We start from the raw sequence: 26,482 nt of genomic DNA on the forward strand, positions 1-26,482 counted from the left end.
ATTTTGTGCTTTCAGGAATGATAGTGTCTTTACTAACTTTACATTAAGTCAGCCCATTTCAAATTAGCCATTCAGTCTAAAATTCCCATTTCCGCAACTCCCCCTAGACAAGGGGGTATGGGTATATTACTGTTTGTCAGTGTGTTATTTTGTCAGAAAGTCATCCATATTACCGGACCCTGAGCGGAGTCGAAGGGGTAGGTATTACGCTTACGTAACCCTAAGGCTTCGGCTCCGCTCAGCCACCGGGTATTGAGTTCACTCAGCCGTTAGGTATCGGCTCTTCTCAGCCACTGGGAAAAGAATTTAATTTGCATTAAATACCTCTATAACCCGGAGGTTCAATTCCTTGAGCCCTGATATAGGCTATGGCTGCACCTCTATGGTGTGTAGTATGGTCATCCAGCAATCCTACCATTTGCCTACGGGTAATTTTTCCGGCAAAAGAATCAATTTCTTCGGTTAATTGGGCTTTAGAGAGAGAAGAAATGGTTTTTTTACCATAATCATAAGCCTTGGTGATAAACTCTTTCATCTCAGCTTTGGTTTGTGGTTTTGCAGAAGGATCGAAATCCATTTCACCACCGAGCAAAAACCCTTTGGAGATATTGGCTGTAGCAGCACCTATGTGCGTGATTTGCTCCTTGAAAGACATGGCAGATTCATGGAGTTTGTCGTCTAACTTATCATCAGGCATTTTATCAATGGCTTCAAGGGTAAAAGCTTTGCTGTTTTCCCATTTGGCCAGAAACTCTTCCATGGTAGTTTGGGCGTGGCTACTCGCCATTCCAATAAGAAGAAAAAGAGCGGTCAGTAGAATGTTTGTTTTTTTCATTGTTTTTGGGTTTGGATAGAATCTAAAGTTCGGAAAATATTTTTGTATTTCTATGGGCTGTCAAACTATCCCAAGTTTATTATTAGAATGTTTACGTTAAAAATCCCCCTTTGTGCCTCCGCCGCGGCGGAGGGATTTTGTACTTTTAGGATTGGTGGTTTCGTTAATAACTTTCAATTGAGTCAGCCCATTTCAAATCAGCCATTCAGCCATAAATTCCCATTTCCGCTAATCCCACCTACAACAACCTCGAAAAACCACTATGGGCCTTTTCTTCATTGGGCCACTTTTTAAAATTGTTTTCTTTAATAACTTGGCTTAAAAAGCCAAAGGTTTCAGCCAGGGCTTGATGGTAAAGACCAATGATTAGCTCATTGTGCGAAAGCGTAGGGTAGAAAGAAGTACCTGCAAGAAATCCTTTAGAAAGCATCTGTTGGGTAAAGATGGTTCTTAACATTTCACTTTCAGGATGGTCAAAACTAAAGCTTGTCAAAGCAGGGAAGCCTTTGACTTGTAGGGGAAGGTTTTCACTAGCAGCAGTTGTTTGCAAGATACCCTGAATTTGTTGGCCAGAATGCTCAATTGCCTTTTGAATATCCAGTTTTTCCATTGCTGAAATAGTAGCCAATGCAGCCACTGACCCTAAACTCTCTGTCCAATAAGTGCTACTGATAAAGGATCGCTGAGCACCCTCCATGGCAGCCTTGGTTCCTATAACTGCCCCGATGGGATAACCATTCCCCAGCGCTTTGGCAAAAACAGCCATGTCGGGTTCAATGCCATACTTCAAATGCATGCCCCCAAAATGCAATCGCCAACCTACAGTAATCTCGTCCATGATCAGCACGATTCCATGTTTCTTGGTGATGGACCTGATGGCTTCCAAAAAGCCTGGTGTCGGATTCTCATACCTGCAAGGTTCCATAATCACTGCTGCCAGGTCCGGTTGTTGATCAATAATTTCCTGAAAGGCCTCCAGGTCATTGTATTTGAACGGGAAGCTGGTATTTCTCAGTGCACCAGGAACACCATCGGGGCTTAAACCGGGTAATAAATGGCCTTTGAGGGCATCATTTTCTCCCAGATTTGCGGCCAAATACCAGTCCTGCCAGCCATGGTAACCACAAAGGGCGATTTTATCCCTGCCAGTAGTTGCTCTCGCGATTCTTACTGCCACTGCGCAAGCTTCTCCACCGCCTCTGACAAACCTGGCTTGTTCTGCCCAAGGATGAATCTCACAGAGTTTGTCCGCCAATGCTACCTCCTCAGGAGGGTTGAGGGAACACATATTCCCCAGGTTTACTTTTTTAATTATGGCCTTGTTTATTTCTGGGTGGGCATAACCCAAAATACAAGAACCCACAGCATTGGTGGAGAAGTCATAAAAGTGTTTCCCATCCAAATCCCAAATCTCACATCCTGAAGCTTTTTTGAAATAGGGAGGCCAATGATTGGGAGCCATGTTCTCTGGCCTTTTGCTCAGTAGCTGGGTACCTCCGGGGATTCTGGTTTTTGCATATTTGTAATAAGCTTGATTAGTTGTTGGCGAATGCTCATTTAGCCCGAGTAAATGCATGGCATTTCCCCAAAAAATCAAATCTAAATCAGCCTTATCCAAACCAAAATAATTGGCGGCTTCCTTCAAGGCGTTGAGGGACTCTAAACCTACCAAGGTAGGTTTGCCCCATGCTTGGTCCCAATTGCAATTGTTTTCATCCAACCAAATAAAACCATTGCCTATGCTTACACATTTTCCTCGGATTTGTGAGACCGGGAAGTCGGTACCGAACATTAATTTTTCCGGGCCGAAGTATTTCAATATGGGTAATATTGCCTGCATTTCGCAGATCCCTGACATGTCAAACCATATATTAGGAATGCTGTTCAGGTATTTTGCCCCTTCAGCGTGCAAGGCATGAAAACTCCTCCCACAATGCGCCAAAATCAGTTTTACTTTGGGGTATTTCAAGCAGAGTCTTTGAATGTCTTCGCAGTTTTTAGGATCAAGCAAGGCCTTGTCTTTCATGATATGCAACATGATTACTGCTCCGTGTTCATGCGCCGTAGCCCAGATGGGTTCCGGTAAAAAACCCGTTATGCCCGATTGAGAAGTTGGGGTTTCGGTGCTGTACACATGATAGGGTTTGAAACCGACCACTTTAGAATTTGAAAGGCCCAGTTCCAATTCCTTTTGGGAGGTTTCCGGTTTCACCAGCATCAACCCTCTGGATAAGGTTGATTTATCAAGTTCCTCAAACAGGAATTGATTGGCAGCGGATAAATTAACTTTGGGCAAGGGGGCAGGGAAAAACAAGCCGCCCAGTAAGGAGGTTTTCGGAAGCAATTGTTGGGTATAATCTTTCCACTGTTTATGACCAGCGATCTCTGGCCCACTGTTCCAAAAGCTGTTTTCAGGAGCATTTAGGTCTGCTTTTCTATACCAGTGGGCATGAATATCATAGAATTTTTCCGGTAAAAAGGAAGCCATTGCTTCTATTGCAGACAGGTCTTCAGGACGCAATTGCCAGAGTTTATTGTTTTTCGATTTTTTCATAAATGAATGCTCACTCATAAATTAATTCTATTGAACAATTTTAAATCAAAACAGGCGAAAGGCAACGTTATAAAGTAGAATTAGTGCCGGAAACCTTCATGTGGTAGGTGTTAAAGAACTATTGCTTACCAATACCAGTAAACCAGTTATTTACTTTGGTCAATAATTTTCTCACTTCTTTTCTGCATGGTTTCCTGATTTCCTAAAAATTTATGGTCAATATAACTGAAAACGATACCTGCCACTATGCCTGAAAAAAGAGATGCAGGCGTGATAAAGAGTACTTCTATTCCCATAAATTTAAAGAAGGCCACCGCAATGGCCACTGCAATACTTATCAATCCACCAATCAATACGCCTCTAGCTGTAGCAAAAGGGATAAATAGCGCCATAAAAAACAACACAAAAAGTGGGGAAACAAAAAGATTTACCACCTTGACAATAACATCATACAGATTGCCTTCTACCCTGCTAATCAAGAGACTTAGGGCAAGGGTGAAAATACCAACAAAAAGAGATAGAATTCTAATCCTTTTGAGTTGATTAACTTTTTTAGGTTTTGCTTTCCTTGAAAATCTTTTGAAGAGGTCTTCAGAAATCACAGAGGAGGTAGCACTGAGTCCTGAAGATAAACTGGACATAGCAGCAGCTAATATTCCTGCAGCTACCAATCCGGAAATCCCAATGGGAAGTCCTACCAAAATGAATTTTGGAAACAAAATGTCTGCATCGGTAGCTACTGACTCTCCTGCAGCAAGAAACTGGGGATTATCCAAGAAGTAGGCCAGCACAGCAAGTCCAACGAGCCCCAAAAGAAATTGTGCTACAAATGAGGTGATCAATGAGACGGCAAAGGTTTTTCTTGCGGTTTGAATATTTTCCGTAGCGAGAAAACGCTGAATGGACATCTGATCAGAACCTGATGAAGCCACATACCAAATGACGGTCATCAGTAAGGCATTGCCTATACTCAGCCGCTCCCTGGCATCTATACCCCATTTGTATTCACCCCAGTGATCCAACCAATGTGTGGGTATCCATGATGTAGCGGATCCAAAATAAATGCTTATCAAGACCAGAGTAAGGAAGGCACCTCCCAGCAAAACACAGGATTGAATCACATCTGTGAAGACCACGGCTTTTAAGCCGCCCATGGTGGTGTAAATAATGGTTACCCCGATTAAGATAATACTAATCCATAAGATGTTTGAGGTGCTGTCCTCAAAGCCAAAAATGGAAATAATGGCTGTATTCACCGTAATGAAAATTATGGTGCCCATCCAAAGAAAACGCAAAGACAAAAACAGAAATGTAGCCAATAACCTTATGCTGACACCCAAATTGATTTCCAAAATCTCATAGGCAGAAGTCACCTTTAATTTCATAAATCGAGGAATGAGGAACCAACCTACGATATAATAAATTAAAGGGAAAGCCAAAACTCCAGAAAAGATAACCGGCCCGTATTTGATCATCTCACCGGGGTAAGAAAGATAACTCAAAGAACTGAGCAGGGTGGCAAACAAGGATAAACCCACGGCCACCGGGTTCATTTTTCCACCTCCCAATAAGAAATCTTTTTCGTTTTTGTTCTTTTTAGAGAAAATATAGCCAATAAGCATCATTCCCAGCATATACACAAGTACAATTACCCAATCAAAGGTGGACAATTGGTGGGTAGTTTGCTCCATATGAAGCAAGGCAAAGGCAGCGGTTGCCATCACATCTGCATTTGATGCAGCGTCCTGTTCATTGACTTCATTTTTTATTGGAGCGTCATTGCGGAGCATGCCAAGCAATAGAGGTTGGTGCTCCCAGTCTCCTTTGTGAGAAATAGCCAAGGCCAAGGCCATTCTATCCCCCTTTTTTTCACTGTGCTGCAATTCCAAAATTTGCGTTTCAATTGCTTTATAAGCCGCTGAATTTTGATTTTCTGTACCTGCCCAATAATATGCCGCTGTCAATAAATGAACCTTTGCGATAGAATTGTCAGGTTCATCAAGGGCTAATGATGCCAGTTTTTTCCAGCTTTCTTCAGGGATTTTCCCTTCCATTTTCAAGGCATAAGCAGCCTGTAGTCTAGGTATTTCTTCCGGAATGCCTGATATTAAGGCTTCAAACAATGGGTTGTTGTCATTTTCTTCTCCCTGCAAGCTTGCCCAAAGGGTATATACCCATAAACTTCCTTTTTCTCCCTTGAGAATTTCCTCAGTAGTAGCTTTCGCTAATGTACTAACGGGAACGCCGAGTTTAGCCAAGGTTTCAGCTGCATGAATTCTGTCTGTAGCTTGGGGATCATTATAAACCGCCAAAATATTGTCAATATACTGTTGTCTTTCCTGCTTCGTGGGGGCAGATTTAGCGAGTACCCTCCAAATGCCTATCCTATATGGTGGAAGTTCCCCAAATTTATCAAGCTGCTCTAAAAATGTTTCATATACTCCCTCGGGATCGCCTACTTGTAATTTGTATTCGGCAGCATGAACTTTCACCCATTGTTCTTCCTCATGCATCACCTTGTCAAGTACCTCATAAGCCAAAGTTTTGTCTTCAGCCATTAGACGATTGCTCTTTTCACCACAGGAGGTGAAAGCAATAGAAATGAAGCATATCAAACCAAGTAAGGAGAAGTTTTTGAAGGGGAAATTCATTGATTATTTATTTAATGAGGCTAAATAAGCTTTTTTTGCATCGAGGTCTTCTTTGGCAGAAGCGCCAAAATAGATCAAGCCTAAGGCTTTTCTACTATTATAATTGCTACGATTTGGAGCAGCTCTATGGATGGTAAGGGCGTGGTGAAGCAAAAGGTCTCCCGGTTTAGTTGGCATGAAAACTTCATTTTCTAAATCTGAAGGAGTTCCAAAGTCCTGAATTTGCTGAGAAAACCCCAAGGTTTCGGATTTGCTATGCGCTCTTAGGCCATTTAAATGAGAGCCTTTAACATAGCTTACCCAGCCATTTTCTTCATTTACTTTTTCCAATGAGAGCCAGAAAGTTACCGCAGACATGGGGTTTAACATAAAATAATATCCGTCTTGATGTGGAGGTGTAGCCTTACCTATTTTTGCAGGTTTGTTGAAGTATTCCACTGTTTTCCCCAGCACCGGCTCAGCAAGAATTTGTTCAGCCATGGCCGAGAATTTACTTTCCAATAGCATATGTTCAAAAAATGAGTCATAGACTTGAAGGTCCTGTATCATTTTCAATCCTTTTTTATTTTCAGGATCTTCAAATTTGTAATGCTTTGCAGGGATCTTGGTTAAGCCTGTGGCTACAATTTCATTAATTTTTGAATGTATGGCATCAATTTCTGCATTGCTTAGAAAGCTTGGACAGTACAGGTAACCTTCTCTATCAAATTTATCCTTGTTTAGTTGTTCGGTCATGGAATTTTGAGGTTGATGAGCTTAATTTATGACCCTTCATTAGGGTTTTTAAATGGATATTTATCCATAAGAGCTTTAATTTTCTTACTAAAAATTAAAAAATCCTCTTCCCTATTTAGCATTTCACTTTCGGAATAGGAATAAAATCCCTCACACTTGTCCATGCCTAATTTGCCTGCTTTTATCTTCTCATCTAATAATTTTGAGCTTGTTTTATCGTTTGAAAGTTCCGGGTTAAGGTCTTTCATCACCAAACCATAAATATATGTTCCCATTAAATCCATGTACCTGAAGTTGCCCGAAAAAGGCAGATAATAGCCGGGATCATTTCGACAAGCCCTGTCGATATCTATTGGTTCAGCATAACCTTTGTCTATCAAGTGAAAAGATTCTCTGGCCATTGCTGCCAGCAGTCTGCTTCTAATTCCCTTTCCCTTGCTTAGCAAATAAGGATCTTTGTCCCAATAGGTCTTCGCCAATTTCATTATTTCTCTTACAGGCTCAGCCTTTGTCTTTTCGTTGGTAATGATTTCTAGAAATAAAGTTTGGTGTGCAGGGTACACCCAGTTGAGGCCTATTAGTCGCTCAGGGTTTGGGAAACCTTCTTGTAAATCTGTTAAAGTATAGCTTTCAGAATTGACACCTACTAGCGCGTTTTTTGAGGCTAGACCGGATATTTCCCCTAAAAGCGCTCTTTTTAACGTTTTGTTTTCCGGGCAATGAATGATTACCAGGTCAGCATTTGGTAAGGAGCTATAGTTTGGGTCTATGCTAATATTGTTTTGTGCTTCCATAGTCTTTGACAAGAGGCTGTTAGACAATGGATATTCGGAAAGAGAAACCTTATGTCCGGAATTGCCCAAACATATGGCAATTCCGGATAGGTTTTTTCCTTCACCCACCAAGAAGATGTTAATTTCGGAAGGGGTCATTTTATTTTTCATTCATTTTTAATAGTACTCTCTCAACACTTTTTAAAGCATATTGAATGTCTTCTTCGGTATGTACAGCCGAAAGGTACCAAAGTCCCCTTCCTATGACACGCACACCGTCGTCATGCAAACCTGAAATGAATTGCCCCAATTTGGCTTTGTTTAACTTCAAAACATCTCTAAATTCACTGAGAACTTCTCCATCAGAGAATCCTGTATGAATGATTGGGCCAATTCCGGAAACAATCATATTGTGTCCTGTTTTTTTGGCAAGTTCTTTCAATCCGTCTCGCAACTGATCCCCTAATTCGAACATTTTGGCATAAGGATCTTCCCTTTCGAGAACAGAAACCGTCGCCATGGCTGCGGCTACAGTCGGATTGGCCGTGTTCATGGTGCCGGCATGAATCACCCTTGCAGAGGAGATTTCCTCCATCCATTCTTTTTTACCAACGATGGCACTGATGGGATAGCCACTACCAATGGCCTTTGCAAAAATGGACATGTCCGGAGTAATGCCGAAATAGTTCTGGGCTCCCTTTAGCCCTATCCTAAAGCCTGTGATTACCTCATCAAAAATTAAGGCGATGTTATACGCATCACACAAATCCCTCAAACCCTGTAGAAATCCTTCTTTGGGAACAATACAGCCATTGTTACACATGATAGGCTCTGTAATAATCGCAGCAATTTCATGGTGGCTCTCCTCCAATTTGGCCTTAACCAAATCCAGGTCATTCCAAGGGAGCAAATGAAATTCATTGATAGCATCCGGTGGCAAACCCTGACTCCAAGGGTTTGGGGTGGGGGCTTTTCTTGGTCCCAAAGCTTCAGGAGATGGGGTGGAAATGCCAAAACATACGTTGTCTAACCAACCATGGTAATGCCCTTCAAACCTTAAAAATTTGCTTTTACCTGTTTTCGATCTGGCCACTCGAAATGCCGTTTGAACAGCTTCTGATCCATCCAAACAAAAACGCATCATTTCTGCAGAAGGGATCAATTCCTGAAGCTTCTCTGCCAATTCAAGCTCCATGATATGCTGTCCTGCAAACAATTGCCCTTTGGAAGAATAGTCATGAACGGCTTTCAGTACTTCGGGATGGGAATGGCCTAAAATCAAAGGACCTTGACTTAATGTGAAGTCTCTGTATTCATTTCCATCCACATCATAAATACGGGTGCCACTTCCATGACTGTAAAATAATGCGTGAGGGTGATTGTATTTTCTAAATTCTGAGGAAACACCTCCTGCCAATACATTTTTTGCTCTGGCCAGAAGGTCTCCGGATCTCTGGTATTTTTCTGTAGTCATTTTTCTATTGATTTAATTCCGGATATTGCGCTGCCAATTGGAAAATTTCTTGGTTAAAGCTTTTAAAGGCTTCTTCCCATGCTGCAGCTTCTTTTTTTGTATAGGTGTAAAATCCTTTGCCGTTATTTATTCCTTTACCTTTTTGTATAACAATTTTTTGCATGGTTGGCGGAACAGATGAAGAATTGTCTAGTTCTTTAAATAAATTGTCAAAAATCTCTTTGAAATCAGACAAGCCGAGTTGGTCCATTCTTTTAAAAAGCCCCATATAGGTAATCCATGATCCTGCATCATACCTGAAAGCTTTGTCGATATCGTCCATTGAGGCTTCCCCATTTTCTAAAATAGCAAACATTTCACGGTATACTGCATAAAGCATTCGGTTGGTGACAAATCCTCGAATATCTTTTTTAAGGTAGGTGGGTTCTTTTTTCCATGAATAGGAGAGGGAGAGTACCCATTCTGCAGTTTTTTCATCGGTCAAAGTTCCTTTGGTAACCTCCAAGAAACGGGTCATATAAGCCGGTTCTGCCCAGTGAATGCCAATAAATTGAGAAGGGTGTTTTACATTTTCTTGTAATTCACTGATTGGAATGGCTGAAGTGTTGGTGGCAATAATGGTGGAAGGTGCTGTATGTTGATTGATTTTCTTGTAAACCTCAGTTTTTACGGAAATGATCTCTGTCACACATTCCTGCACCAAACTGCAATGTATTAGTTTATTATAATCTTCCGAAAGATGGAGCTGTCCCAGATAATGGCTAACAGGCTCTTTTAATAGTCCTGCTTCAGCTGCATGATTCAATTGGCTCTCTATTCGATCTAAAGCGCCATCCATGTCTGCCGGAACTGGAGCAATGCCGATTACTTTGTGTCCACTTACCAGGAGGGAGACCAATATGCTGGTGCCCATTAATCCTAAACCTACTACACCTATTTCCAAGGATGAAAAATCGTTATTCTCTTTCAATGATATATGCTGGGTTGTTATAAAATTGCCTATTTGGACCTATTTTCAAGGCTATAAATTCAATAGACATGTTTTTGGTCAAATTTATTGTTGATCTGATTCATTTGCTATTAATATTATGTGGAAAAGTGATACTATTTTTTATTCCACTGAATTATTCATGGTTCTTTTATTAACTATCAAGTCTGGGGTGTATTTTTGCCCTATATTAAGGGAGAAATCTGAACTTACCTCAGCTTGGATGGAATTGTAGCCTATTATTCAGCCTGAGCGCAAAAAAAACCTGAATTTGGTTTTGAATAACCATGTGAAATTCGGGATTTTACTTGTATTTAAAGACTATAGTAGGAATTATTTTTAAAAAATAGCTTTAAGAAAATGAAGGTGCTGATTTTTCTGGTCAAAAAGTGGGAGGGGGAAATAAATAAATTGTTGGATAAGGTAAAAAAAAACCCGGTAAAAACTTACCGAGCATGATGCTGTCTAAGACTGTTATTCTGAAAATAATAACTTTTTAAGTTTTTCCTTGCTTTCACCTGTTTTTTGCTGCAGTCTACCTAGAAGTTGGTCTTCCTGACCCTCAGCATAAGCCAAATCATCATCGGTAAGTTCACCGTATTCTTCTTTAAGCTTACCTTTCAATTCGTTCCAATTTCCTTTTAATTCTAAATTAGATGCCATAGTATTTTTATTTTATTTATTATAGATTATTATTTAATGTTATTGATCTATTTTGTGCAATATCCATACCAAGTTGTAAATGAGAGATTACAATTTCTCTTTAGCGTTCTTCTAAACTACTTTTGCCTATGGTCTCAAGTAGTTTGTTGTTACCTTTGTAAGGAAAAAGAAAAGGGGCGTTTGAATAGATTGTAGGGAAGTCTTCGGCAGGACAAAATCTCATTTAATGACAAGCAAAGATTGGGGCAGGGTTTTTTGGGGTGGAGAGATAGGAGTAGTAAATTAAAAACAACCGCACCATTCCCTTTTAGTTTTTGTTTCAGCAGTTGGTTAAAGTTAATTTAGTAGTAGATGATAAAGAACAAAATATTTTTGATTGGTTTGATTGGCCTTATGGCCTTTTCCTGTGCTTCAAATGAAGACAAAAAGGGAAGGTTTTTGTTGAAGGGCAACAATGAATTAAAGGAAGGGAATTATAAGGGGGCAATTACTTATTATGATGAAGCACTGGCTATAGATTCCGAGTTTAAAGATGCATTTTACAACCGGGGTATGGCCAAGCATCAACAAGCAAAATATGTGGAGGCCATTGCTGATTATTCTCAAGCCATTAATATAGACAACGGTTATGTGCCGGCATTACAACAAAGAGCCATTGCCCATCTTGATTTTGGAGAAAACTATAAAGCTTTAGAAGATACTGAAACCTTGCTTAAAATAAATAAGGAAGATGGACAAGCCTATTTTATAAAGGGGCTGGTTCATGCTGCCATGAAGTCTTATGAGGAAGCACTGAAAGCTTTTAAGGAAGCCATTGCAATTAATCCTGAAAATGCCGAATTATACATCAATAGTGCTACAATCTATTACTATATGGGACAACTTGATGCTGCAATTTTAGATCTTGAGCAAGCCCAAAATTTAGATCCGGCTGAGAGCAAATTACACAACCTCTGGTCTTTGATTCACTTTGAAAATGGGGCTTACAACAAAGCACTTGAATCGGTGGAAAAAGCCATCCTTCTAGACAAAGACCAGTCTTACTATTACAACAATAGAGGACTTTACAAATTGTACCTTGACCGACCAGAAGAGGCATTGGAAGACATCAACTTAAGCCTGAAACAAAATAATAAGAATTATTACGCGATAAGAAACAAAGGAATTTATTATTTTAAAAAGGGGGAGATGGCTTTAGCCAGCAAGTTTTTAAATGAAGCATATCATGCTGATCCTGAAATGCCACTTCTCTCTGAATATTTGCCCCAATTAAATGGTAATTCCGATACAAATTGAACCAATAAAAGAGGCCAATAAAAACCAGGAATAGGTGTTTTTGACTAGGTTTGGGCTGTGTTGAAAATAGTAGGATAACCAGCTAACCGCATGTATAGGTTAGGGAAAAGGGAAGGCCACAATTTCCATTATAGCCTTCCGATTATTATGAACATGAGCTGGCAAGTAATGGCCAGAAAAAGTACTTTATCTAAGGGCCTTTTCTCTGCAGAAATACTTTCAAATCTATTCAACCAAAACTTTTGTCACAAGGTTTAAAGCTTCGTTTAGAATCAATCCTTTGCCCTTTATTAAACGTGAAATGGACCTGAATTTTGTCCTCAGTTTAGTTCCAATAGAAACTTTAATGTGTCGACTTTGTCAGCATAGTCATTGACCTCAGGGTCTTGAGCAGAACCAAGCGCAATACTGCCATCAAACCAGCCATCTTTAGAAACCAAGCATTGGATTTTATCCTCCAATCCGGTTAAACTTTCTTGAAGGTCGGCAAGGGATGCATAAATTTCAAAATAAATAACAGATATTGGAGATACCAGCTCTTTTGATTCTACCAAAAGCAGGTGTCCATTGTCATAGTGAGGTATACTATTGATAAGGTACTTGGATTTGTTGTATTCGTAATTGTTAAAGTATTTGTGGTGTTCCGACACTTCGTTTTCTTTCTCCATGGCTTTCATAAATGTTTGAATTTGAGAAGCATTGCTAAAAAACACCTTGGAGACATTTCTACAGCCGAGCCCATAATAAGTAAAAATGTCTTTGGCTAACAATTCTAAATCAGCTTCAGACTCTTCTCCGTTGAGAATGGCGACAGAGGTTCTGTTTTTTCTAATAATATGGGGGTATTTTCCGAAATAGTAGTCAAAGTACCTGGCAGAATTGTCACTTCCTGTAGCGATATAGGCATCCTTACCGCTAAGTCTTTCCTCAAAAGAAATATTCTCAGCAAGTTCATTGGATATGGACTTTAACTGATCCACCAGCCAAGGGATTAGGATATTGTCTGACGATCCCAATTTTACCCTTGCCTTGTGCCCGGCCACCAAAGTGCAAAGCAAGTCATGGAACCCAACACCGGGAATATTGCCGGCCATGATGATACCAATGTCTTTGGGAAGAGTGCTATTATCGAAGGAATAGGATTGAACCCAATTGGTCAGTTGCTGTTGATCGAGGTATCGGCAGATTCCCTCTAGGGCTTTTTCTGATTGACTGGGGGTAAACCAATTGTTGTAATTTTGCATTTTAGCATACAATTCAGCTTTTGACTCCTCGCTTAAATTTTGCAAGTGCTTACCTAATGAAGCTAGAATAGTTACTCTTTGATTTACATCCATAATTAAATAGTGGGTAAATGTATTATTTTATACCGTAGCGGTTGCTTAAATTTCTTTCAAATATAATTATAAAGAGGGAAAGGGAATGAATAAATGAATTCAAATAGTTAGTACAACAAATAATGTCTATGAGATATTTTTCGAAAGGAGAATCATTTTGCTTGTGAGATTGTGAATTGGTTAGTAGTTTTGCGTTCAATCAAAAATGAAGCACAATGGCAATAATGATAACAGACGAATGCATCAATTGTGGTGCATGTGAACCTGAATGCCCTAATACCGCCATTTATGAAGGGGGAATAGAATGGACATGGAGCGGTGGTACTGAGTTAGACCAGGTAAAACTTGAGGATGGCACAGTAGTAGATGGTGATGAAAGTCAAGAGCCTGTCTCTGATGAATTTTATTATATTGTTACTCAGAAATGTACAGAATGCACTGGTTTTCATGAGGAACCGCAATGCGCGGCAGTTTGTCCGGTAGATTGTTGCGTGGATGATCCGGACAATAGAGAGACTGAGGAGGAGCTAATTGCCAAAAAGAAATTCCTTCACGGAGAATAGTATTTAAGTACGATCAAAATCAAAATTTTGTAGTCAGAAAATTGTCTTTTCCAATAGGTATTTTGAAGAATATCCCATAATTTTAAGAAAAAAATTAGGAATAACTTGAATTTAATATTTGAATTGATTTAACTTGGCATTAAATTAATTTTTGAATAAATAATTAAATATTTGGATTGTGGAAGATAATAAAGATTACGAAAGAGATGAGATTTTCACCAAAAGGGTAAAGGCAGGTAAGAGAACCTATTTTTTTGATGTTAAAGCCACCCGTTCCAATGATTACTATTTGACCATTACTGAGAGCAAAAGGAAAATCAAGGATGACAATTTTTATTATGAGAAACACAAGATTTTCTTGTATAAGGAAGATTTTGCTAAGTTCGTAGATGCCCTACAGGAAGCTGTTGATCATGTAAAGAATGACCTGATGTCTGATTTTGACTTTTCTCAGTTTGATTCTGAACCGGAAACTACCCAAACAAATAGTGAAAATAACAATAAGTTTGGTGAAGATTTAAAGTGGGATTAATCCCTTTCTGTTCTACCTAGAACGGCTTAGGACATTAAGACCAACAAAATATACCAATCGAACCTTGCAAATGTTTTTCTTCAATTAGAAGAATGCATGATACAGGGTTCGATTTTTTTGTTATTTTTGAGCCATGCTAAAGGTAATTTTAACAGCTATTGTTGCCACCCTTCTAGTCTTTGTATTAGGATGGTATTTTTCTAACATAAGCCTGTATTTTATATTTTCATTGGTCATTGCAGCGGCGCTTAGGCCCTTAACCAATAAGATCAATAACCTTTTTATCATGGGGCAACATATTCCCCGTGCCATGGCTATTTTGATTTCTTTTATGGCCATTATTTCTGTGGTGTTTTTCTTGGTTTTGCTATTTATCCCTTTGTTTCGCTCTCAGGTAGAATTGTTGAAGGATTTGGATGTCAATTATCTTTATGATCAAATTCAAAGACCGATAGAAAATCTGGAAGCTATCTTGATTCAATTAAATCTAATTGATAATGAGCCGGGGTATTTGATACAGCAAGTTAAGGACAGCTTGATTGATAGAATCAATGAGATGAACTTTCAGGGCTTTATCAATGGGGTAATCTCTACTACAAGCAGCTTCTTTATAAGTATTTTGGCTATAGGTTTTATCACCTTTTTCCTACTTCTGGAGAATGGTCTATTGCGAAGAAATCTATTGAATTTCATTCCGAACAAATACTTTGAACTGTCTGTGGCTACTTTTCATAAGGTGGAAAGGTTGCTGTCCAATTATTTGATTGGCTTGTTAATTCAAATGTCGGTGATTTTCACCATTGCCTCTGTGGGTTTGACCATAGGTAATATTCAGTACGCCATGACAATTGCGGTATTTGCTGCTGTGGCGAATTTAATCCCCTATGCAGGCCCATTATTGGGTGCTACTTTTGGTGTTTTGGTAGGCTTGTCTACGGGAGACTTTAATACTGCCAATGAAGTATATTTCTTTTTATTCAAGATATTGACTGTTTTCTCTGTGGTACAGATTTGTGATAATGTGGTTTTACAGCCATTTATTTTTTCGAAATCGGTAAAAGCACATCCTCTTGAAATATTTGTTATTATCTTTGTGGGGGCAAAAATTGCCGGTGTATTGGGTATGATTTTCGCCATACCGGTTTATACTATATTTAGGGTTTCTATAAAGGAATTTTACAGAGGGTATAGAGAATACAGAATATTTAGAATAGATAAGATTTAATATTAATGGGACTCAAATGCGGAATTGTTGGCTTGCCTAATGTAGGTAAGTCAACTTTATTTAATGCCTTGTCAAGTGCCAAGGCAGAAGCAGCAAATTTTCCTTTTTGTACCATCGAGCCCAATGTAGGGGTAGTGACGGTGCCGGATAAGCGATTACAAATTTTGGAAGGCCTGGTAAATCCACAAAAAGTGGTTCCTACAGTGATCGAGTTTGTAGATATAGCCGGATTAGTAAAAGGAGCAAGCAAGGGAGAAGGCTTAGGAAATAAATTTTTAGGAAATATCAGAGAGGTTGATGCTGTGATACATGTCATCAGGTGCTTTGATGATCCCAATGTAGTGCACGTAGCCGGAGGGGTAGATCCTATTTTTGATAAGGAGGTAATCGATACCGAATTACAATTGAAAGACATCGAATCAGTAGATAAAAAGTTGCTGAGGATAGAGAAGGTGGCAAAAAGTGGTGATGCCAAAGCTAAAAAGGCCATTGAAAGCTTAAATAAGTTTAAAGAAGCATTAAAAGAAGGGAAGAATGCCCGTGTAGTAGATGCTGATGAGGATGATTTGGAAGCTATTGCTGATATTCATTTATTGACGATCAAGCCTGTATTGTATGTGGCCAATGTAGATGAAGATAGCATCAAGGAGGGAAATGAGTATGTAGAGAAGCTCAAGGCAGAAGTAAGCCAGGAAAACGCAGAGGTAGTCATTTTATGTGCGGCCTTGGAGGAGCAGATAGCTGAATTTGAAGATCCTGAAGAAAAAGAAATGTTCTTGGGAGAATACGGCCTTGAGGAAAGTGGATTGAATCGATTGATAGCAGCCGGGTACAAACTACTAAACCTTATTACCTATTTTACTGCCGGCGTTCAGGAGGTAAGAGCTTGGACAATTACCAATGGCTGGAAGGCTCCCGCAGCAGCAGGTGTAATTCATACTGATTTTGAGAAAGGGTTTATCAAAGCAGAGGTGATTAAACTTAAAGATTTTGAAACGTACAAAACGGAGGCAATTTGCCGTGAAAACGGGAAAATTGCAGTTGAAGGTAAAGAATATGTAGTTTGTGACGGAGATATCATGCATTTTAGGTTCAATGTGTAAATAAATTAAAATATTATTATTAAGTTTGTTGCAACTTATTTACTCAACTCTCAGTTAGTTCAGGTAGTATGATGAAATAAAATTTTTGTTTAACTTTTCATTTTTAAAGTCGTGAGAATTAGATTAATATTTTCCTTAAAGAACAAAGGTGCTTACTTACCCTTTCACCATCAGTACATCTTAGCTCAGTTTCTAAAAGGCCTGATCGTAAAAGGAGGCCAGGAAGAATTTTTTAACTACAATTACTTTAACTTTTCCGGGCTAAAAGGCCAAACAAAAGTTAGTAGAAGTGGGTTGCATTATTATTCCAGTTTGGTTACTCTAGTGGTTTCAGCGCCTGATGAACCTTTTATAGATTATCTATTAAAGCAGGTTTTTAAAACCCCAAAAATTGAATTGGGGAATTTAATATTGTCGCCAGAGTATACTGAAAAAGAAATTGAGCCACCATTAGAAACATCCAACAAGTTTGTATGTATCTCCCCTTTGGTTTTACTTACTCCCACATTTGATGATGAGTCAGGTAAAAGATTTATAAATCCTGATACGGATGAGTTTTCTGATCTTTTGTATGAGTCTACACTCACAAGGATGGAGAAATCGGGTTGGTACAACCAAGAACAAATGGAGTCTTTCTATAAATTTCAAGTCGTTCCTGATATGGTTTACGTTAACAAACTTCGGGAACAACAAAAGAAGTTTGCTAGAATCTACTCTGTCTATGATATGGATGTGAAATATGAAGTCAGAGGCTATACCTTGCCTTTTACTTTGTATGCTGCTAGTGAAGTGCAGGAGTTTGTATTCAAGTGCGGACTGGGGGCTTTTACCCACAAAGGGTTTGGGATGCTGGATTTAGCCAATAATATGCCAAGCCAACGTACTGAACCATACAAATTTAAAAGAGAAGGATTTGTACCTTACAGAGCCCAAGGGCATGAACCACGTAAAAACGACGAAAGAGCGGAAGGTGGAGATAGCAAATCTGAAGAAGAAAACAATTAATAGAAAATACCCGGGAGAAATCACCGGGTATTTTTTTGCCTAAGTCCGGAAGTTTTAGCATTCTGTTGAACCTGTCAATCAATTATTCAACTAATAGAAGTGGCGAATTGATGAGCATGAACTGGAGTAATTTTGGCTTAATAGGGTGTTTAGCATCAAGTCTTTTTAGATAGGCTGTAATGCTTTTCGATCAAAAGACCCTAGCTAGTCGGAAGTTTGCAAGGTCTGCCTAAATAATTGTGCTCCAAGGCCTACCTTCTATGAGGGCTCTCCGGTAAATAACTTTAAAACCTCCTCTTATTGGGGTTGATTACTGTATAGCCGATCAATTCGTCATACCTTGACCCCATGGCTCGGTAATAGAAAAATATTTCATATTCATTTTCCGTCTGGAAATGATTGTCTTCAAATGCTGCCATTTCCCAGCCATCCGGACTCTTAAGGCCATATTGATAGTCATACCATCCCTGCTTTAAAAATAAACTGGCTTGGTACAGTCCTCTTTTCTTGTTGTAGACCATCTTTGCTTCAGGATCTTTTCCCCAGTTGGTTAATGCCCCCAACACATAAGGTGGAGAAGGTAATTCAGGTGATTCAAAGTTTAGGTTCAAAAGTACATATTCACTCTCCAATAGGTGATTTTGACGCTCCATATTGAAAACCCCATATTGTCCGTTCAGATCCAGGTATTCAAGGTAAGCAAGGGCCTTTCTTTCTTTGTCTATGGCTGCTTCTGCAAAAACGACGTCCTCCTCCATGCTAACACTTGAAATGTTACGTCCTCTGGTACGTACAAAGCGCAAATCAACAAAGCGAAACTCATTGCCTGCCTGAAAAGTGTTGGAACCATCAAATAGTTGGTATTGCAATTGTTTGATATCATCCCTAATATTGGTAAACTTCAGGCCATAAATGGCATTGTCCCATCGCTGATTTTGACGGATGACTATCAGGGTATTGTTCAATGGGTCAATTAATTCACGTTGACCGTAACCAACATTGATATTGATTTGTTGACTTGTTCTGCGGTCTTCATTCAAGCTGGGAGGAACGACCTCAGCACCTATACCTACTTGATTTTGGTAAACCATAAATCTTTTGGTGAAGATTACGTCTTCCTCATTTCTTCCTCTGTAAACTTTTAAAAGGTAATTTCCGGATCTTTTAACACTTGGTACTTCGAAGGTATAGTGGATATAGGGAATCCTTGTATTGATCCCATAATCATAGGTGTTGATGTTGAATTCATTGAATTGGCTTAGAAAATCCGGATCCTTAAGACCTGAAGTGGTCCAGTCGGCATTGCAGTGAATAATTTTGGCCAGATAGCGATCCGTCTCAAATGCAATATCATCAAAATGCAGTTCCAAAGGAGTAGCCCCACCAAGAGGAATGACAGGGGCTGTCATTTGCGCCGAAAATTCTGTGCCTGCCGGGTAGAGCTGTACCGTCCTAATGTTTTCATCATACACCCGGTTTTCATGGATTTCTTGAGCCGATAGAGGCTCCATTGCAAACAGAATAAATACTATTACAAGTTTAATCAATGGATGTTTCATTGGTCTCGATTAGGTTAATTGACAGTGATTTCCGTATGAGGCTAAATTAATCCAAAAGAAAATTCAAGGGCTAGTTCCTACCAAGTGTTCAAGTACTTTAACCTTAATTCTGCAAACTTTCTATTTGTTCCGCCAGGTCTTCCCACTTTTGGTTGAGCGCATTTTCTTCTTTTTGGATTTTATGGTAAACTTCATTAAGCTGCTGCATCTTTGCCTCATCTTCATAAACGGAAGGTTGAGCCAGTTGATGCTCCATATCCGTTTTTTTCTTTTCCAGCGCAGTGATTTGTTGCTCAATACTTTCTAAATTCTTTTCTTTTTCTTTTATGGCCTTTTTATGGGCATGATCCTCCTGTTTGCTTGCTGAACTTTTTGGTGCAGGCTTAGGAGCTTTTTTTACAATGTTTTGCGGTTTGGCTACCTTTTCTACTTGATTTTCTCTCCAGTAAACGTATTCATCGTAGGTTCCGGGGTATTCCTTTATTTGCTCATCCTCAATGTACCAAATCTTATTGGCTACACCTTTGATAAACAAACGGTCGTGAGAAACGGTGACAAAAGTTCCTTCATATTGCTGTAAGGCTTGTATCAAAATGTTTACTGATTGAATGTCAAGGTGGTTGGTAGGTTCATCCAGCAACAGAAAGTTGGCTTCAGAAATCAGGGTTTTGGCCAAGGCTACCCTGGATTTTTCACCACCGGAAAGTACTTTTATTTTCTTAAAAACATCATCATTTGTAAACAAGAAACAACCCAATACATTCCGTAGCTCTGTTTCAGATTTCCTGCTTCCTGCCTGCATCATTTCTTGCAGGATTTCATTGTTGATGCCCAAGGCCTCTAACTGGTGCTGGGCAAAGAAGGATTTAATAAGGTTATATCCTTCTTCTCTTTTCCCTTGTATGGGCTCTGATCCATCAATAATTCTTAAAACAGTGGATTTCCCTTTACCGTTGGCACCAATAAGTGCGATCTTATCTCCTCTTTCAATACGGGCAGTGGTGTTTTTAAGAATTTGCAGGTCTCCAAAAGATTTGGATACATTTTCTAAAGTAATTACATCACGTCCGGACTTTTGAGAAAAAGTAAATTTAAAATTAACAGCTACTTCATCTTTTTCTACCTGAGAAATTTTTTCCATTCTGTCCAAGGCCTTGACCCTAGATTGTACCTGATTGGATTTGGTAGCTTTGGCCCGGAAACGCTCGATGAAACGCTCCGTTTGCTTGATCATTTGCTGTTGATTCTCATAAGCATTCTGCTGGATTTCCTCCCTTTCCACTTTCTCCTTCTTGTAAAAAGCGTAATTTCCGGCATAGCTGGTAAGGTTTCCCCGAGAAACTTCTACAGTGGTTTCAGTGCCATTGTTCAAAAAAGTCTGATCATGAGATACCACGATTACCGCTCCCTCGTAAGATTTAAGGTAGTTTTCCACCCACTGAATGGAAGGTAAATCCAAGTGGTTGGTAGGCTCATCAAGCATCAGTAAAGATGGCTTTTCTAAAAGTAGCTTGGCCAACATCACCCGCATTCTCCAGCCTCCGGAGAAGGTCTTCAGTGGTCGACTTAGGTCAGCAGTTTTAAAACCAATACCTTCCAGAACTTCTTCTGCTTTGGCTTTGATGGTATATCCTTCCAAGGCTTCAAACCTTTCCTGAAGATTGGCGAGTTTCTGAATGATTTCATCAGAATAGTCTGTTTCCATCGCTTTAAGCACCTTGTCAATCTCGTCTTGAAGTGACAAGGTCTCTTTAAATGCTTCCAGGGCCACATCCAGTATGCTGTCCTCAGATTGATAGGACAATAAATCTTGGTTAAGAAAGCCTATGCTACAGTCTTTGGACTTTTGGATTTCTCCAGAGCTGGGTTGAAGGTCGCCGTAGATGATCTTTAAAAGCGTAGACTTGCCTGTACCATTGAGCCCTACCAAGCCAATTTTATCCTTTGGTTTGATGTGTAGGGAGGCATTTTCATAAAGGGGACGGCCCCCAATATAGTAAGAGAGATTGTTGATGGATAACATGCCGCAAAATTAAGAAAACTATGCGGTATATGGCAGCATTAGAAAAAGGAATTCAATAAAGTAGCGATTTTTCCTCTTTTTACCCCAATAGGTCCACCTTAAACTCAGCTTTGTGAAGGCCTTGTGGCCTCAACTTTTCGATCCCCAATTTATTTTCCAGGCTCCCATCATGATCTGTGGTGGCGGCAATCCCATTCCAAGGTTCTAGACAAACGAATTTTGCGTCTTTTTCTTTGGTCCATATACCCAGCCATTTAAAGTCTGAAAACTCCATGGCAAAACCTTTGCCTGTTTTTTGACTGCAAACGCTAATAGAGGTAATCGGGTCTACATCTAAAATCAAGGCATCATTTTCAAACAGCTTATAATCCAAGGCTATTTTCCCGGCATCTAATGCCAATGTCTTTTTATGCGAAGAGATCAGCCCATCTTCTAAGGTGTACAGGGGAAGCTTGTTAATCTCCTTTTGACCAAAATCTATCAGGTAATCTGAAAAAAATTCCTTCTCAGGTTCCAGTGGACAGGCAAAACCGGGATGCGCACCAATGCTAAAAAGTAGGGTTTCATTGTCCGAAGGGTTGCGAACACTATAAGTTACATCCATGCCATTTTCACTAAGGCTATACTGAATAGAAAGTTCAAAATCAAAAGGATAAACTTTTTTGCTGAGATCGTCAGCCTTAAGTACCATGGTAAGTTTCTGTTCGGTTTTTTCAATCAATTCAAAATTTCGATCCCGGGCAAAACCATGTTGGCCCATGGTATAGGTTTCGCCATTATGGAAGTATTGGTTGTCTTTTAATTTGCCAACTATTGGAAACAATACGGGGGCATGGCGGCCCCATACCTTTGGATTTGCTTGCCAAAGGAATTCCAGTCCATTTTTTTTGAGCGAAATACATTCTGCGCCCATGGTAGAAATTTGGGCTTCTAGCTGACCAAAAGATAAACGATGAATACTAGGGGAAGACATGATTGAAGGGTTGAAAAAGGTGAATAAAAGTGAAATTAATAATAAAATGACATCAAAAAAAAACCTTTCCAAAATTCTGGAAAGGTTTAGTGCGCACGAGAAGATTCGAACTTCCACACCCGAAGGCACCACCCCCTCAAGATGGCGTGTCTACCAATTCCACCACGTGCGCAGATGGGAAGTGCAAAAGTAGAAGATAATTTCAGCAGTGCAAACAAAAATGATTACAAATTATTTGAGAAGGTAAAGAGTGGAGAAAATAATGGAAATAGAAATCAGGACCTATTAATCTGCAGCAATTAGTGGTTCAGTAAGCGTAGGTGACAAAAATTAAAAAATATACTCCATCTTAATGTCACAGCGGTCGTAAGTTCCGCATTCCATGGGAATTTCCTTAAACCCCATTTTTCGGTAAAGGGCTATTGCAGGAGCTAATAGACTGTTGCTGTACAAAATCACCTTATCGGCGCCCTGTGCTTTGGCCCATTCCAGTGCGGCTTCTCCTAGGTGAAAACCAATGTTTTTGCCTTGGGCTTTGGGTGATACACCCATTTTAATTAATTCGTACTGAGCTTCATTTATTTTTTTCAAAGCCACTGTCCCTACAATTTCCTTGTCCCATTCGGCAAACAACACTTCTCCACCATGATCTCGGATGGTTTCCTGTGGTTTTTGTAGTTGAGCAATATCAAAAGCCTCCATGGCAAAATATTTCTCTATCCATTCCCGATTGATGGAAAGGAAATAAGGAGCCAATTCGGGTGTGTAAAGATGGATATTGATTTTTTCCATCTTTAAAAATAGGGATGTTGGTAAAAAGAAGAAAGTGTTTGGCCGGAAAATTAAAAACCCAAATTATATTGTTTACCCGGCTGATCCATGGCTTCCATTTGTAGCAGCTTAAGTTTTCTCCACAGCCCTCCGGCATAGCCGGTCAACTCTCCCGTACTGGCAATGATCCTGTGACACGGAATAACAATCAATAGTGGGTTGGTGCCATTGGCTGCACCTACAGCACGGGCAGCGGTAGGCTTAGAAAGGGCATTGGCAATGTCTTGGTAAGAAGCCGTTTGTCCAAAAGGAATCTTATTTACTTCCATCCAAACCTTTTTTTGGAATGTGCTGCCTCCAATGGCTACCGGAATATCAAAAATCCGGAGGTCTCCATCGAAATAACGATTCAATTGACTGATGATGTCTAGGAAAAACAAGTTGTTTATTCTCTCTGTTACAGGATCTTCTGTAAAACTACAGGACAGCAAAAAACCATCTGCAGCGACAAGTCTGATATTTCCTAAGGGCGACGTAATGACTACTGTTTCTTTCATATCCTCTACAATTTTAAAACCAACAAAAGGTTTAAACGCTATTCATTCAGTATTACTGCTGACGCTTCAATGAAATATACTATTATTCAATTCTTTTAGCCTGGAATAGGCATTTGTCAATTTGCTACTCTATGCTCCGCCTCTGACTTTTTAGTTCTCCCTCATCCGATCAGCTTCTCCTGAGCATTGCCGAGGTCTACTAAAAGGGGTAATGAAAGCCCTGTGGCATTGTTGCATTTCAAAATAAAAATAATTGCAAGCGACCTTCTGAGTGCCCTATTCATGGGGATTTAGAAGGCTGTATGTTATTAACAGATAACAGCGTAAAATGTTGCTGTAAATTATACGGATGGTGATTGTCTACTGGACTAAAGGTAACTTTAATTTCTGCTTTTACCAATTTATTTGAGATACTTATACCATCATCATGCGGTATTTCCATACTTCCCGAACCGTCTCCGCTTTTACTTCAAAAGGGGGATACAAAGGATTACTTGAACAGAGTAAGAGCTGCTTTTTTTTGCTCAATTGGTTGTAAGTCAGTTTGAAAGTAACCCCATCCTGCTCGGTGACAATAACGTATTTCTCACCGTCACGTATGGCTGTCCAATCGTCTATGTATTCACAAATGATCCATGCTCCATCAGGGATGGGTTCCATAGAGTCTCCATCTACCTGAAAAACCCTGTATTTTTTGTCCTGTGGGAGAAAGGGGAGGTGAAACCGAGGCAAATCCCCAATAAAGTCCGGGTCTGAAAATCCTGCCAGGTAACTGGCTTTTGCTTTCTGAGAAACCACTTCTATTAATTCACGACCTTGCGCATCCACCGTGGTAGTGAGGATGCGTAAATCTCGGCCTTTGAGGTAGCGACTGGTTTCCAACACCTCCCTGAGCTTGTGCGCAGGATATTTTTCCAGGTTTTCCTTCAAGATCAGATCTACCGATACCTCCAGGTATTCACAAATCTTCACCAATGTATCCAGCGGAGGACTGATACTTAGTTCATAGCCGGCAAGCTTGGACCTGCTGATGCCCAGTGATTCGGCCATTAGGGATTGTGTGATTCCTTTTCTTTTGCGCAGTAATTTGATATTGCTGTGGAGGTACATGGTCAAATTTTTTAATGAAATCAATGGTTTAAATATAAAACAATTGTTTAAATTATAAACAATAAAATGTCAATAAAATTAACAAAATAGATTGTAAATCATACTAGGAGAGGAAGGTAATGGCAGAAAGACGAAACATTGTACACATGGATTTAGACAGTTTTTTTGTGTCGGTAGAGCGTTTGTATGACAGTCGGCTTATGGGCAAGCCTATCTTGATAGGGGGATCAGGAGACAGGGGAGTGGTGGCTTCTTGCAGCTATGAGGCCCGGAAGTTTGGCATTCATTCTGCCATGCCCATGCGTACGGCCAGGCAGCTTTGTCCGGAGGCTTTGCAGATTAGAGGTGATTTTGCTAAATACAGCCAGAAGTCCAGTGAGATCACTGAAATTGTCCGTGAGAGTGTGCCGCTTTTTGAAAAATCTTCCATAGATGAATTTTATGTGGACTATACGGGCATGGATCGGTTTTTTGGTTGTTATAAAATGGCCCAGGAGCTGCGACAAAAAATCATCAAAGAAAGTGGTTTGCCCATTTCTTTAGGACTCTCACAAAATAAAACGGTGTCCAAGGTGGCCACGGGAGAAGCCAAGCCCAATAATGAAAAGCAGATACCTTATGGGGAGGAGAAACCTTTTTTGGCACCATTGTCTGTGAGAAAAATCCCCATGATAGGGAAGAAAACTTCCCATACCCTATACAATATGGGCGTAAAGAAAATCCACACCCTGCAAGCCATGCCTGCGGAGTTGTTGGAATCTGCCTTTGGCAAAAATGGACTGATGATTTGGGAAAAGGCCAATGGTATCGATCGCTCTCCCATTACGCCTTATTCGGAAGCCAAATCCATTTCCACCGAAAACACCTTCGAACAAGATACCATTGATGTAGGCCTGCTGGAAGCCACACTTACGGCCATGACAGAACAGTTGGCAAGCAAACTGAGGCAGCAACAAAAACTGACTTCTACTGTATCTGTTAAGATTCGTTATTCTGATTTCGATACCCATACGGTACAGCGCCGGGTATTTTATACTTCAGCAGACCATGTCCTCCTTCCCCTGGTAAAGGCGCTTTTTCAGCAACTGTACCAACGGCGATTATTGATTCGCCTGATAGGTGTTCGCTTTAGCGGATTGGTGCATGGGCATTATCAGATCAACTTATTTGAAGATACAGAAGAACGTATTTCTTTGTACCAGGCCTTGGATCGACTCAATGGCAAGTATGGAGACAAAACGGTCTGCAGGGCTGTGGGCATGCATGTAGGGAGTCGGAAATTTAACCCGTTTAATGGGAAGGAGAACTGAGTCAGGCTATCCCGAAATTCTAAAGCATAGAGAAATGTAACGTTACTTATTTTATACCAAGTAAAATAAATCAGCGGGTGAATTTCTAATTGAACTTGGCCATCCAAGGATGCCATTCAAAGCAATGAAAAGAACGAAATTACGAGAATATTCTTTTATAATGATAGTTCGAACCCTGCCAACCAATTCGAAGAAGACCCTGAACTTTGGGGTGATTACTTCGAAAAATCGAAAAAGCTATCAAACCCAAACTGTACTATTGAATATTGTTTTATTGATAAATTAAAAAAAAATATTATTTGGAACTAGGATTAAGTAGTTACCATCTTAAAATTTAGCTCTTTTTTCTTACGGTCTAAAGTGATTTTAAAGTAGTTTCGATTCTCGTAATTCTCTTTAAATCTTTTTTGAGCACTTTTAATTTCATCTTTAGAAAGATTTGATT

22 protein-coding genes and 1 tRNA gene are annotated in these 26,482 nt (G+C 39.8%); 7 read left to right on the plus strand and 16 right to left on the minus strand.

The genetic code is table 11. The features are described 5' to 3' along the window. Window positions 1-316: 316 nt before the first annotated feature. The 8 genes from ACYVHJ_RS19980 to ACYVHJ_RS20015 form a co-directional block, all read right to left on the minus strand. Window positions 317-835 (minus strand): DinB family protein, encoded by a 519-nt coding sequence (locus ACYVHJ_RS19980; RefSeq protein WP_339905139.1) that lies wholly within the window; start codon window positions 833-835, stop codon window positions 317-319. A gap of 238 nt (window positions 836-1,073) precedes the next feature. Continuing rightward, the gene (locus ACYVHJ_RS19985) at window positions 1,074-3,407 is read right to left on the minus strand and encodes an aminotransferase class III-fold pyridoxal phosphate-dependent enzyme (RefSeq protein WP_460518401.1); all 2,334 of its coding nucleotides are present in this window, start codon (window positions 3,405-3,407) and stop codon (window positions 1,074-1,076) included. Window positions 3,408-3,535: 128 nt separating this feature from the next. After that, the gene (locus ACYVHJ_RS19990) at window positions 3,536-6,040 is read right to left on the minus strand and encodes a sodium:solute symporter (RefSeq protein ID WP_460518404.1); all 2,505 of its coding nucleotides are present in this window, start codon (window positions 6,038-6,040) and stop codon (window positions 3,536-3,538) included. Between the two features lie 3 nt (window positions 6,041-6,043). Then, window positions 6,044-6,775, minus strand: a complete 732-nt coding sequence (locus tag ACYVHJ_RS19995) for a phytanoyl-CoA dioxygenase family protein (RefSeq protein WP_460518407.1) — start codon at window positions 6,773-6,775, stop codon at window positions 6,044-6,046. A gap of 26 nt (window positions 6,776-6,801) precedes the next feature. Continuing rightward, the gene (locus ACYVHJ_RS20000; protein ID WP_460518410.1) at window positions 6,802-7,719 is read right to left on the minus strand and encodes a 3-hydroxyacyl-CoA dehydrogenase family protein; all 918 of its coding nucleotides are present in this window, start codon (window positions 7,717-7,719) and stop codon (window positions 6,802-6,804) included. Beyond that, complete coding sequence (locus ACYVHJ_RS20005) at window positions 7,709-9,022, minus strand: aspartate aminotransferase family protein (protein WP_460518412.1); 1,314 nt, start codon at window positions 9,020-9,022, stop codon at window positions 7,709-7,711. The genes ACYVHJ_RS20000 and ACYVHJ_RS20005 overlap by 11 nt, the downstream gene beginning before the upstream one ends. A 4-nt stretch (window positions 9,023-9,026) precedes the next feature. Continuing rightward, the gene (locus ACYVHJ_RS20010) at window positions 9,027-9,992 is read right to left on the minus strand and encodes a 3-hydroxyacyl-CoA dehydrogenase family protein (RefSeq protein ID WP_460518415.1); all 966 of its coding nucleotides are present in this window, start codon (window positions 9,990-9,992) and stop codon (window positions 9,027-9,029) included. 492 nt (window positions 9,993-10,484) lie between these two features. Continuing rightward, window positions 10,485-10,673, minus strand: a complete 189-nt coding sequence (locus tag ACYVHJ_RS20015) for a CsbD family protein (RefSeq protein WP_460518418.1) — start codon at window positions 10,671-10,673, stop codon at window positions 10,485-10,487. 351 nt (window positions 10,674-11,024) lie between these two features. Between ACYVHJ_RS20015 and ACYVHJ_RS20020 the strand changes: the two genes are divergently transcribed. Next, window positions 11,025-11,969: a tetratricopeptide repeat protein gene (locus ACYVHJ_RS20020; RefSeq protein WP_339904536.1), complete on the plus strand. Its 945-nt coding sequence runs from the start codon at window positions 11,025-11,027 to the stop codon at window positions 11,967-11,969. Window positions 11,970-12,289: 320 nt separating this feature from the next. Here ACYVHJ_RS20020 and ACYVHJ_RS20025 read toward each other — a convergent pair whose 3' ends face one another. Next, window positions 12,290-13,306, minus strand: a complete 1,017-nt coding sequence (locus ACYVHJ_RS20025) for an aldehyde dehydrogenase family protein (protein WP_460518423.1) — start codon at window positions 13,304-13,306, stop codon at window positions 12,290-12,292. Window positions 13,307-13,521: 215 nt separating this feature from the next. On the opposite strand from ACYVHJ_RS20025, the gene ACYVHJ_RS20030 reads away from it, so the two are divergent. The 5 genes from ACYVHJ_RS20030 (at window position 13,522) to cas6 (ending at window position 17,734) form a co-directional block, all read left to right on the plus strand. Further along, window positions 13,522-13,869, plus strand: a complete 348-nt coding sequence (locus ACYVHJ_RS20030; RefSeq protein WP_014018211.1) for a 4Fe-4S dicluster domain-containing protein — start codon at window positions 13,522-13,524, stop codon at window positions 13,867-13,869. 178 nt (window positions 13,870-14,047) lie between these two features. Next, window positions 14,048-14,401 carry a DUF3276 family protein gene (locus ACYVHJ_RS20035; protein WP_339904531.1) on the plus strand — a complete coding sequence of 118 codons (354 nt, stop codon included), beginning with the start codon at window positions 14,048-14,050 and terminating at the stop codon, window positions 14,399-14,401. Window positions 14,402-14,534: 133 nt separating this feature from the next. Beyond that, window positions 14,535-15,626 (plus strand): AI-2E family transporter, encoded by a 1,092-nt coding sequence (locus ACYVHJ_RS20040; RefSeq protein ID WP_460518426.1) that lies wholly within the window; start codon window positions 14,535-14,537, stop codon window positions 15,624-15,626. Window positions 15,627-15,631: 5 nt separating this feature from the next. Then, complete coding sequence (gene ychF / locus ACYVHJ_RS20045) at window positions 15,632-16,729, plus strand: redox-regulated ATPase YchF (RefSeq protein ID WP_339904556.1); 1,098 nt, start codon at window positions 15,632-15,634, stop codon at window positions 16,727-16,729. A 111-nt stretch (window positions 16,730-16,840) separates the two neighbouring features. After that, window positions 16,841-17,734: a CRISPR-associated endoribonuclease Cas6 gene (cas6, locus tag ACYVHJ_RS20050; protein ID WP_303614669.1), complete on the plus strand. Its 894-nt coding sequence runs from the start codon at window positions 16,841-16,843 to the stop codon at window positions 17,732-17,734. Between the two features lie 284 nt (window positions 17,735-18,018). On the opposite strand, the gene ACYVHJ_RS20055 is transcribed toward cas6, so the two are convergent. From ACYVHJ_RS20055 to ACYVHJ_RS20085, 7 genes are all read right to left on the minus strand, one after another. After that, window positions 18,019-19,293 (minus strand): type IX secretion system plug protein, encoded by a 1,275-nt coding sequence (locus ACYVHJ_RS20055; protein WP_460518430.1) that lies wholly within the window; start codon window positions 19,291-19,293, stop codon window positions 18,019-18,021. Between the two features lie 103 nt (window positions 19,294-19,396). After that, window positions 19,397-21,316: an ABC-F family ATP-binding cassette domain-containing protein gene (locus tag ACYVHJ_RS20060; RefSeq protein ID WP_460518433.1), complete on the minus strand. Its 1,920-nt coding sequence runs from the start codon at window positions 21,314-21,316 to the stop codon at window positions 19,397-19,399. Between the two features lie 79 nt (window positions 21,317-21,395). Next, window positions 21,396-22,289, minus strand: coding sequence for an aldose 1-epimerase family protein (locus tag ACYVHJ_RS20065; RefSeq protein ID WP_460518436.1), 894 nt, complete (start codon window positions 22,287-22,289; stop codon window positions 21,396-21,398). A gap of 90 nt (window positions 22,290-22,379) precedes the next feature. Beyond that, window positions 22,380-22,461 (minus strand) — tRNA-Leu (locus ACYVHJ_RS20070). A gap of 158 nt (window positions 22,462-22,619) precedes the next feature. Beyond that, on the minus strand, window positions 22,620-23,081 hold the full coding sequence (locus ACYVHJ_RS20075; RefSeq protein WP_460518439.1) for a GNAT family N-acetyltransferase: 462 nt from the start codon (window positions 23,079-23,081) through the stop codon (window positions 22,620-22,622). Window positions 23,082-23,131: 50 nt separating this feature from the next. Beyond that, window positions 23,132-23,617, minus strand: coding sequence for a methylated-DNA--[protein]-cysteine S-methyltransferase (locus ACYVHJ_RS20080; protein WP_460518442.1), 486 nt, complete (start codon window positions 23,615-23,617; stop codon window positions 23,132-23,134). A gap of 414 nt (window positions 23,618-24,031) precedes the next feature. Further along, window positions 24,032-24,727 (minus strand): XRE family transcriptional regulator, encoded by a 696-nt coding sequence (locus ACYVHJ_RS20085; protein ID WP_303614683.1) that lies wholly within the window; start codon window positions 24,725-24,727, stop codon window positions 24,032-24,034. A 119-nt stretch (window positions 24,728-24,846) separates the two neighbouring features. Here ACYVHJ_RS20085 and dinB point away from each other — a divergent pair, with 119 nt between their 5' ends. Further along, entirely contained in the window at window positions 24,847-26,037 is a 1,191-nt protein-coding gene (dinB, locus tag ACYVHJ_RS20090) for a DNA polymerase Y family protein (protein ID WP_460518447.1), read from the plus strand. The last annotated feature ends 445 nt before the right edge of the window (window positions 26,038-26,482 follow it).

Source organism: Cyclobacterium sediminis (assembly GCF_054781075.1).

Coding starts and splice junctions, on each gene's coding strand:
- ACYVHJ_RS19980 (WP_339905139.1), bottom strand. CDS start 835: ATGAAAAAAACAAACATTCTACTGACCGCTCTTTTTCTTCTTATTGGA.
- ACYVHJ_RS19985 (WP_460518401.1), bottom strand. CDS start 3,407: ATGAGTGAGCATTCATTTATGAAAAAATCGAAAAACAATAAACTCTGG.
- ACYVHJ_RS19990 (WP_460518404.1), bottom strand. CDS start 6,040: ATGAATTTCCCCTTCAAAAACTTCTCCTTACTTGGTTTGATATGCTTC.
- ACYVHJ_RS19995 (WP_460518407.1), bottom strand. CDS start 6,775: ATGACCGAACAACTAAACAAGGATAAATTTGATAGAGAAGGTTACCTG.
- ACYVHJ_RS20000 (WP_460518410.1), bottom strand. CDS start 7,719: ATGAAAAATAAAATGACCCCTTCCGAAATTAACATCTTCTTGGTGGGT.
- ACYVHJ_RS20005 (WP_460518412.1), bottom strand. CDS start 9,022: ATGACTACAGAAAAATACCAGAGATCCGGAGACCTTCTGGCCAGAGCA.
- ACYVHJ_RS20015 (WP_460518418.1), bottom strand. CDS start 10,673: ATGGCATCTAATTTAGAATTAAAAGGAAATTGGAACGAATTGAAAGGT.
- ACYVHJ_RS20020 (WP_339904536.1), top strand. CDS start 11,025: ATGATAAAGAACAAAATATTTTTGATTGGTTTGATTGGCCTTATGGCC.
- ACYVHJ_RS20025 (WP_460518423.1), bottom strand. CDS start 13,306: ATGGATGTAAATCAAAGAGTAACTATTCTAGCTTCATTAGGTAAGCAC.
- ACYVHJ_RS20030 (WP_014018211.1), top strand. CDS start 13,522: ATGGCAATAATGATAACAGACGAATGCATCAATTGTGGTGCATGTGAA.
- ACYVHJ_RS20040 (WP_460518426.1), top strand. CDS start 14,535: ATGCTAAAGGTAATTTTAACAGCTATTGTTGCCACCCTTCTAGTCTTT.
- ychF (WP_339904556.1), top strand. CDS start 15,632: ATGGGACTCAAATGCGGAATTGTTGGCTTGCCTAATGTAGGTAAGTCA.
- ACYVHJ_RS20055 (WP_460518430.1), bottom strand. CDS start 19,293: ATGAAACATCCATTGATTAAACTTGTAATAGTATTTATTCTGTTTGCA.
- ACYVHJ_RS20060 (WP_460518433.1), bottom strand. CDS start 21,316: ATGTTATCCATCAACAATCTCTCTTACTATATTGGGGGCCGTCCCCTT.
- ACYVHJ_RS20065 (WP_460518436.1), bottom strand. CDS start 22,289: ATGTCTTCCCCTAGTATTCATCGTTTATCTTTTGGTCAGCTAGAAGCC.
- ACYVHJ_RS20075 (WP_460518439.1), bottom strand. CDS start 23,081: ATGGAAAAAATCAATATCCATCTTTACACACCCGAATTGGCTCCTTAT.
- ACYVHJ_RS20080 (WP_460518442.1), bottom strand. CDS start 23,617: ATGAAAGAAACAGTAGTCATTACGTCGCCCTTAGGAAATATCAGACTT.
- ACYVHJ_RS20085 (WP_303614683.1), bottom strand. CDS start 24,727: ATGTACCTCCACAGCAATATCAAATTACTGCGCAAAAGAAAAGGAATC.
- dinB (WP_460518447.1), top strand. CDS start 24,847: ATGGCAGAAAGACGAAACATTGTACACATGGATTTAGACAGTTTTTTT.